The organism is Deltaproteobacteria bacterium (assembly GCA_016234845.1).
Classification (GTDB): Bacteria; Desulfobacterota; Deferrimicrobia; order Deferrimicrobiales; family Deferrimicrobiaceae; genus JACRNP01.
The window spans coordinates 1-7,211 of the sequence record JACRNP010000067.1; the positions used below are offsets into that span (position 1 = coordinate 1).

Sequence of the window (7,211 nt, forward strand, 5' to 3'; positions counted from 1 at the left end):
CTCCATCCGGGACGGGTTGAGGTAGACGTTCACGGCGCGCTTCCGGCCGCCGACGATGGCGACCGCGCCCACGCCGTTCACCGTCTCGAGGACCTGCTTCACCTGGTCGTCGGCGATCTTGGTGATCTCCCGCAGGTCGCGGTCACCCGAGATGGCGACCGTCATGACGGGAGCGGCGTCGATGTCGAACTTGACGATGACGGGCGGATCGGTCCCGTCCGGGAGGTTCTTGATGATCGTCGCCACCCGGTCGCGGACGTCCTGCGCCGCCTCGTCCCCCTTCTTTTCCAGCAGGAAGCGGATGACGACGGAGGAGACCCCTTCGCGGGAGGTGGAGCGGAGCTCGTCGATCCCCGAGACGGTGTTGACCGCCTCCTCGATCGGCTTGGTGACGGTGGTCTCGATCTCCTCCGGGCTCGCCCCGGGGAGGGTCGTGGTGACGGTGACGATCGGTATGTCGATGTTGGGGAAGAGGTCGACGCCCAGCCCCTTCCAGGACGCGGCTCCCACCACCACCAGGAGCATCGTCAACATGGTGGCGAAGACGGGGCGGCGTACGCAGACCTCGGAAAGCCTCATTTGCGGTCACCCGGCTCGACGCGGACGCGGGATCCCTGGACCAGCTTGCCCGTTCGGGAGACCGCGACCAGCTCCCCGGCGGAGACCCCGTCGACGATCTCGATCCGCTCGCCCAGGTCGTCCCCGAGCCTGACCCGGCGCTCCTTCACGGCGCCGTTGTCCACGACGAAAACCTTCTCGATCCCGGCGAAGGTGACCACCGCCTGCTTGGGGACGCTCACGCCGTTTTGGTCCACGCGCAGCAGGATCGCCGCCTTGCCGAAGAAGCCGGACATGAGCTCCCGGTTGGCGTTCGGGAAGTTCGCCTCGACCTGGATCGCGCGGTTCGCCGCGTTCGAGGCGGGGGAGATCCGGCGGATCGACCCGCGGAACGTCTTCCCCGGGCGGCTGTCGACCGAGAGGTCCACGGCGAGCCCGGGCTTCAAGGACGCCGCGTACGCTTCCGGGACCTCCCCGAGCAGTCGGATCGGGTGGTCGTCGACGATCCGGAACAGCGGCGTGCCCACCTTCACGTACTCGCCCGCGGAAACCAGCCGCGCCTCGATGAAGCCGTCGATGGGGCTCCGGACGAGGGTGTCCGCGAGCTTCTTCTCCGAGAGCCCCGCCTGCGCGCGACGTGCCCGCAGGGTGGCGAGGAGGTTGTTCGCCTCCTCCCGGGCGGCCCGTACCCCCGCCTCGGCGACCAGGAACCGCGCCTCCGCGTCGTCGACGTCCTTCCGCGCGATCAGGTTCTTGGCCGCGAGGTCCTTCCTGCGCTCGAAATCCTTCCTCGCGTTGTCGAACTCGGCCTGCGCCCTGCGCACGAGCGACGTCTTCTCCACGTCCGCGCCTTCGGCGTCCGGGGCGATCCCGAGCTTCGCCGCGACCTGGGCCGCCTCGGCGCGCGCCTGGTCCCTCCGGAAGAGGAACTCGGACCGGACGAGGGACGCCAGCGTCCTGCCCCTGCGCACCGGGTCGCCGAGGTCCGCGTGGACCTTCTCCACCGTCCCCTCGACCTCGGACGACAGGGTGACCTGCTCCACCCCCGCGAGCGTTCCCACGAACTCGATCTTGCGGGGGATGGAGGTGCGCTCGGCGGCCGCGGCCGCGATCGGTATGGCTTCTCCGGGAGCCGCGGCCGCGCCGCGCGCCGCGTTGTCCTTCCCGGGGGCGCCGCCCTCCCGGCCCCCGCACCCGCCGCCGGATGCCAGGGCGGCGAGCGCGCAGAGCAGAAGCGCAAGAGGGGTCTTGGACGGGGTCGTCGACATCAGGATCTCCTTCGGGAGGGTTTCGCGGCGCGCCTCGGGGCGAGCGCCTGGGTCCAGTACGTCTCGGTCATCCGCGCCAGCTCCGGGAACGGCGCCTCGATCAGGCCGAGCATCTTGAGACGGGTGGTGCCGTAGAACGACCCGCGGAGCATCTCCGCGGTCCTGCGGACGGGAAACGGAACGTGGAGCGTGCCGTCCGCCTTCCCCCGCGCCAGCGCCCGGGTGAAGAGCGCCGAGATCCGGTCGAGCCGGGCCCGTTGGGGGGACCCGCCCGCGAAGTGCGTCACCGCGAGGTGGGCCGGGAAGTCCCGCTGGAGGATCAGGAACCGCTCCTGGTGCCGGGAAACGTAGTCGTACCAGAAGCGCGACAGGGCGCGGAGCGTCTCGCGGCCGTTCAGATTCCGGGCGAGCAGCTCCTCGATCCCGGAGAGGAATCCGTCGAGCGTCTCGTCGAACAGCGTGAGGAAGATCCCGTCCTTGCTTCCGAAGTGGTGGTAGAGCGTTCCCTCCGCGACCCCCGCCTCGCGGGCGATCTCCGAGGTCGTGGCGTTGGCGTACCCCTTCGCGGCGAAGAGGCGGCAGGCGGTCGAGAGGATCGCCCGGCTCCTGGCAGTGTCGGTCATTCGTCCACCTCCCCGGAGTCCCGGGTCATCCGCCGCGTCCCGCGGACGGGGCGGTCTGGTGCGCCGGCCGCCGGATCAGGAACAGCAGCGGCAGTACGCACGCCATCAGCACCGACAGGACGAAGAAGGCGTCGTTGAATCCCATCATCGTCGCCTGCCGGACGACCTGCCCGTAGATCCTCCCGAGCGTCACGTTCCCGGCGACCGCGTCGGGCACCCCGCGCGCCGGCAGAAGCGCCTGCCCTTTCGCCACGGCGGCCCGGAGCCCCTCGTCCATCGCGGTCAGGTGCTCCGTCATCCGGCTCTGGTGGACCTGGGCGCGGTGGGCGAACATCGTGGCGGAGAACGCCACGCCGATCGACCCCCCGAGGTTCCGGAGCAGGTTGTAGATGGAGGTGGCGTTCCCCATCTGCGGCTTCGGGATCGAGGAGAGGGTGAGCGTGGTGAGGGGGATGAAGAGGAGCCCCATCCCGAACCCGAGGTAGACGCGGGGTCCCAGCAGCGCGTTGAAATCCGCCGTCAGGGAGAAGTTCGACATGGTCCAGGTGGAGAGGGCGCACACCGCGACCCCGAGGAGGAGAGGGTATTTCGGGTTGTGCCTCCCGATGAATTTTCCCACCAGAGGCATCGTGACGAGCGTCGCGACTCCGCCGGGCGACAGGACCAGCCCGGCGAGCGTCGCCGTGTACCCGAGGAGCAGCTGGGCGTACAGCGGCAGGAGGACGATGCTCCCGAGCAGGTTGAAGAAGGCGACGAACATCACGACGTTGCCGGTGGTGAACGAGGCGTTCCGGAAGGCCCGCAGGTCCACCACGGGGTTCTCGGCGACGAAGAGCTCGACGATCACGAAGAGGAGCAGGGCCAGGGCGGCGACGGCGGCGAGGACCAGGATGAAGTCGGAATGGAACCAGTCCTCCCGCTGCCCCTTGTCCACGACGATCTGGAGCGCGCCGACCCAGACGGCGAGGAGGGCGATCCCCCAGGCGTCCGCCTTCTCCCCCCTGCGCTCCTTGAGGTACGGGGGGTCCTGGATGAACATCGAGACCATGGCGACGGCGAGCAGCCCGATCGGGATGTTGACGTAGAAGATCCACCGCCACGACAGCGTGTCCGTGATGTAGCCGCCCATCAGCGGCCCGGCGATCGGGCCGAACATGGCGCCGATGCCGAAGATGGCCATCGCCGTCCCGTGCTCCCGCGGCGGGAACGTTTCCAGCAGGATCGCCTGCGACATCGGCTGCAGCGCTCCGCCGCCGATCCCCTGCAGGACGCGGAAGAAGACGAGCATCCCCAGGCTGGTGGAGGAACCGCACAGCAGGGAGGCGAAGGTGAACAGCAGGACGGAGAAGGTGAGATACCGTTTCCGGCCGAAGGTCCGGGCGAGCCACCCGGTCATCGGGATGATGATGGCGTTGGACACGAGGTACGACGTGAGGACCCACGCCGACTCGTCGATGCCGGAGGAGAGGGAGCCGCGGATGTGGTCGAGGGCGACGTTGGCGACGCTGGTGTCGATGATCTCGATCAGCGTCGGCAGCATCACCGTGACGGCGACGATCCACTTGCTCGATCCGATCGCGCCGACCGCGTTGCCGAGCCGCCCTCCCGCCTCTCCGTTCACCCACTAGTGCCCCAATTCATGAATAGGACCGCATTCGAGTGCCGCTGCATCCGCCCCGGCTGCGTTGCGCTCCCTCACCGTACTCGCCAGTACGCCTCGGTCGCGGCGCCTTGCCGGATGCGGCGCATCGACCCTCTCGTTGCTGGCCATATTCATGAACTGGGGCACTCGCTACCGCACGAGCACCGTGGGAACGACCGACATCCCGATCCGCAGGACGTGGCCGGGGTCCTCGCCGCGCGACAGGACGATCTTCACCGGCACGCGCTGGACGACCTTGACGTAGTTCCCCGAGGCGTTCTCCGGCGGGAAGAGGGCGAAGGCGGAGCCGGTCCCCGCCATGATGCTGTCGACCGTCCCCTGGAACTTCCTCCCCTTGTACGTGTCCACGCGGATCTCCACTTCCTGCCCGGGGCGGATCCGCTCGATGTCCGTCTCCTTGAAGTTCGCCGCTGCCGGATGCGGGCCTCGCGCTGCTCCGCGACGGATCTCCGCTGGGAGAGGACCGCCTCCCGCTGGGCGATCGCCGCCCGCTGGGTGGGGATCGCCGCCTCCGCGAGCCGCAGCTCCTCCTTCGCCAGGTCGTCCTGCGCCTTCGCGACCTCCGCGTCGGTCACGGCCTTCTCGAACGCCTCGCGGCTGATCACCTGCCGGTCGGAGAGCTGCCTCATCCGCCCGGCGTCCCGGGACGCCTGGTCCTTCCGCGCCGCGGCGAGCGCGACCCTGGCGCGCGCCGCCTCGATGCCGGCGGACAGCTGCGCGATCTGCGCCTTCGCCCCTTCCAGCTCCTGGATCGCGGCCGTGACGTCCGACCGCGCCGCGGCGAGGTCGGCCCGGGCGGCGGAGAGGTCCGCGGCCCCGGCGGACACGGCGGACGCGGCGGCGTCCTCCCGGACCGCGAACGGCTCCGGGTCGATGCGGAGGAGTTCCTCCCCGGCCTTCACGGGCTGGTTGTCCTTCACCTTCACTTCGACCACGGTCCCCTGGACGCGCGCCGAGACCAGGTGGATCCGGCCGTCGACGTACGCGTCGTCGGTGCTCACGTGGGTCTGGCGGTACCGCCAGTAGGCGTACCCCGCGACCGCCGTCGCCGCGAGCACGACGAGGAAGACCGCGAGCGCCTTCCGCCGCTTTCCGTTCCCCTTCGCCGGGGGGGCGTCATCCGCGGTGGGCATGATCAGCGGCCTACCGCGCGCCGGAGGGAGGCGATGGAAACGGCGCGGTCGAACGCGGCGTTGACCGACTCCGTGTCGGAGCGCACCATCTGGGCCTGCGCGTCGATCATCTCGATGATGTCGCCGGCGCCCACCTCGTACCGCGCCGTGGCGAGCCGGAGGTTCTCCTCGGACGCTTCCCGCTCCTTCGTCCGGGCGGTCATCCTCTCCCGCGCCTCCCGGACGCCGTACGCGGACGATTCCACCTGGAGGCGGACCCGGCGCCTCGCCTCGGAATATTCATGGCCGACGGAGGAGGCGTTCGCCTGCGCCTCCCGGACCTGCTCCCGCGTCAGGAACCCGGTGAAGAGCGGCCAGGAAAGGGTGACGGCGGCGGAGTAGTTCTCCTGCAGCGGCGTCTCGTCGGCGGCGTACCCGTACCCCGCGGTGCCGACGAGAAACGGGAGATGCCCGGCCGACGCGGAACGGAGCGCCCCGGCGGCCGCCCGCTTCCTTTCGAGGAGGCCCTTGAGCTCCGGCCGGTTCCGCTCCGCCTCGGCGATCCAGTCGGCCAGGGTTCCCGGGAGCTCCTGATCCGGGAACTGCCCCGACAGCTCGAAATCCGCCGGTCCGTCGACTCCCATCCGCTGGAGGAGGGTGATCCGGGCCACGCGGAGGTCGTTCTCCGCCTGGCCCACCTGGGCCCGCGCGTCGTACAGGTTCGCCTCGGCTCGGACCACGTCGATCTTCGCCTTGACGCCGGCGTCGAAGAACGCCTGCGCCTGCCGGAGGAGCGACTCCCGCTGCCGCAGGTTCTCCCGCCGGTACTCGAGCGTCTTCCCGGCGCGGAGGACGTCGAAAAACGCCACCTTCGCGGCGAAGACGACGTCCTCGCGGACCGCTGCGGCGTTCTCCCGGCTCGCGGCCGCGTCGGCGTCCGCGCGCTCGACCGATCCGCCGGTCCGCCCGAAGTCGGAGATCGTCCAGCTTGCGTCCCCGCGGGCGAACTCGTTCGGGCTGGTGGTGCTCTTCTCCGTCGTGGCCGAAAACGTCCTTGCGCGCGAGTACCCGGTGGAGAGGGTCACGGCCGGGTACCACGCCGATTTCGCCTGCCCCTTCCGGGCCGCGGCCGCCGCGGCGTCCGCATCGGACTGCAGGATCAGCGGGTGGTTCTTCCGCGCGGCGGCGGCGACGTCCTCGACGGTCCACGCCGCGTGGCCCGCCGGCGGCGCCGGCGGCGGCGCGGCGGCGTTGTCGGCCCCGGCGCCGGGAGACGCGAGGGCCGCCAGCAGGAGGATGGAGACGAGGGGACGGATCCGGGCGCGAGAGGTCACGATAGCCTCCGGGGAACAGAGCCGAGTGAGCGCTCAGTCGGGATTTTTCCATCGTAGAGGGATCGGAACGCCCCTGTCAAGGGGTGCGGGAAGGCCGCGGCCTACCGGGAGGGGGAGCTCCTCCAGGGAAGCGGGAGGAGCAGGGCGAAAAGGGCGGCCAGTGCGGGAAGCCCGTTGATGAGGTGCGTCGCCGCGGGGACGCCGTACCGGTCCGCCACCGCGCCCAGCAGCGTGACCCCGACGCCCCCGGTGCCGATGGCGAACCCGGCGATCGCGCCCGACGCCGTCGCCATCCGCTTCGGGAAAAGCTCCTGCGCCATCACGATCGTGACCGAGAAGGTGGAGACGATCGTCCCTCCCAGGAGCGCCGCCATCGCGAAGACGTGCCACCCGGTGGCGCGGAGGAAGAGGAAGATCAGCGGGATCTGCAGGACGGTCGACGCGAACAGCAGCTTGCGGTGCCCGAACCGGTCCGCCAGCGGCCCCCCGACGACCGTCCCCACGGTCCCCGACCCGAGGAAGAGGAAGAGCAGCGTCGCGACGTACGCCGGGTCGCTCCGAAGCTGCGCCCGGTAGAGGAACGGGATGTAGGTGGCCAGCCCGAGCTGGGTCCAGGACCGCAGGACCACGACCAGGATGATCAGGGTCACCGC

Annotated in this window: 7 protein-coding genes; all 7 read right to left on the reverse strand. The window is 70.4% G+C overall.

What is annotated here, in order from left to right; translation table 11 throughout:
- On the reverse strand, positions 1 to 579 hold a 579-nt coding region (locus tag HZB86_05465), incomplete at its 3' end, for an efflux RND transporter permease subunit (protein ID MBI5904981.1).
- The gene (locus HZB86_05470; protein ID MBI5904982.1) at positions 576 to 1,826 is read right to left on the reverse strand and encodes an efflux RND transporter periplasmic adaptor subunit; all 1,251 of its coding nucleotides are present in this window, start codon (positions 1,824 to 1,826) and stop codon (positions 576 to 578) included. The genes HZB86_05465 and HZB86_05470, both read right to left, overlap by 4 nt.
- Positions 1,826 to 2,449, reverse strand: a complete 624-nt coding sequence (locus tag HZB86_05475; GenBank protein ID MBI5904983.1) for a TetR/AcrR family transcriptional regulator — start codon at positions 2,447 to 2,449, stop codon at positions 1,826 to 1,828. The genes HZB86_05470 and HZB86_05475 overlap by 1 nt, the downstream gene beginning before the upstream one ends.
- Positions 2,450 to 2,474: 25 nt before the next feature.
- Positions 2,475 to 3,989: a DHA2 family efflux MFS transporter permease subunit gene (locus tag HZB86_05480; GenBank protein ID MBI5904984.1), complete on the reverse strand. Its 1,515-nt coding sequence runs from the start codon at positions 3,987 to 3,989 to the stop codon at positions 2,475 to 2,477.
- 335 nt (positions 3,990 to 4,324) lie between these two features.
- The gene (locus HZB86_05485) at positions 4,325 to 5,245 is read right to left on the reverse strand and encodes a biotin/lipoyl-binding protein (GenBank protein ID MBI5904985.1); all 921 of its coding nucleotides are present in this window, start codon (positions 5,243 to 5,245) and stop codon (positions 4,325 to 4,327) included.
- Between the two features lie 2 nt (positions 5,246 to 5,247).
- Positions 5,248 to 6,558 (reverse strand): TolC family protein, encoded by a 1,311-nt coding sequence (locus HZB86_05490; GenBank protein MBI5904986.1) that lies wholly within the window; start codon positions 6,556 to 6,558, stop codon positions 5,248 to 5,250.
- 101 nt (positions 6,559 to 6,659) lie between these two features.
- Positions 6,660 to 7,211, reverse strand: a 552-nt coding sequence (locus HZB86_05495) for an MFS transporter (protein ID MBI5904987.1), incomplete at its 5' end; no start/stop codon positions are given.

Excerpts from the sequence above, each read along its gene's own strand:
- HZB86_05470 (MBI5904982.1), bottom strand. The coding sequence starts at position 1,826 with ATGTCGACGACCCCGTCCAAGACCCCTCTTGCGCTTCTGCTCTGCGCG.
- HZB86_05475 (MBI5904983.1), bottom strand. The coding sequence starts at position 2,449 with ATGACCGACACTGCCAGGAGCCGGGCGATCCTCTCGACCGCCTGCCGC.
- HZB86_05480 (MBI5904984.1), bottom strand. The coding sequence starts at position 3,989 with ATGCTGCCGACGCTGATCGAGATCATCGACACCAGCGTCGCCAACGTC.
- HZB86_05485 (MBI5904985.1), bottom strand. The coding sequence starts at position 5,245 with ATGCCCACCGCGGATGACGCCCCCCCGGCGAAGGGGAACGGAAAGCGG.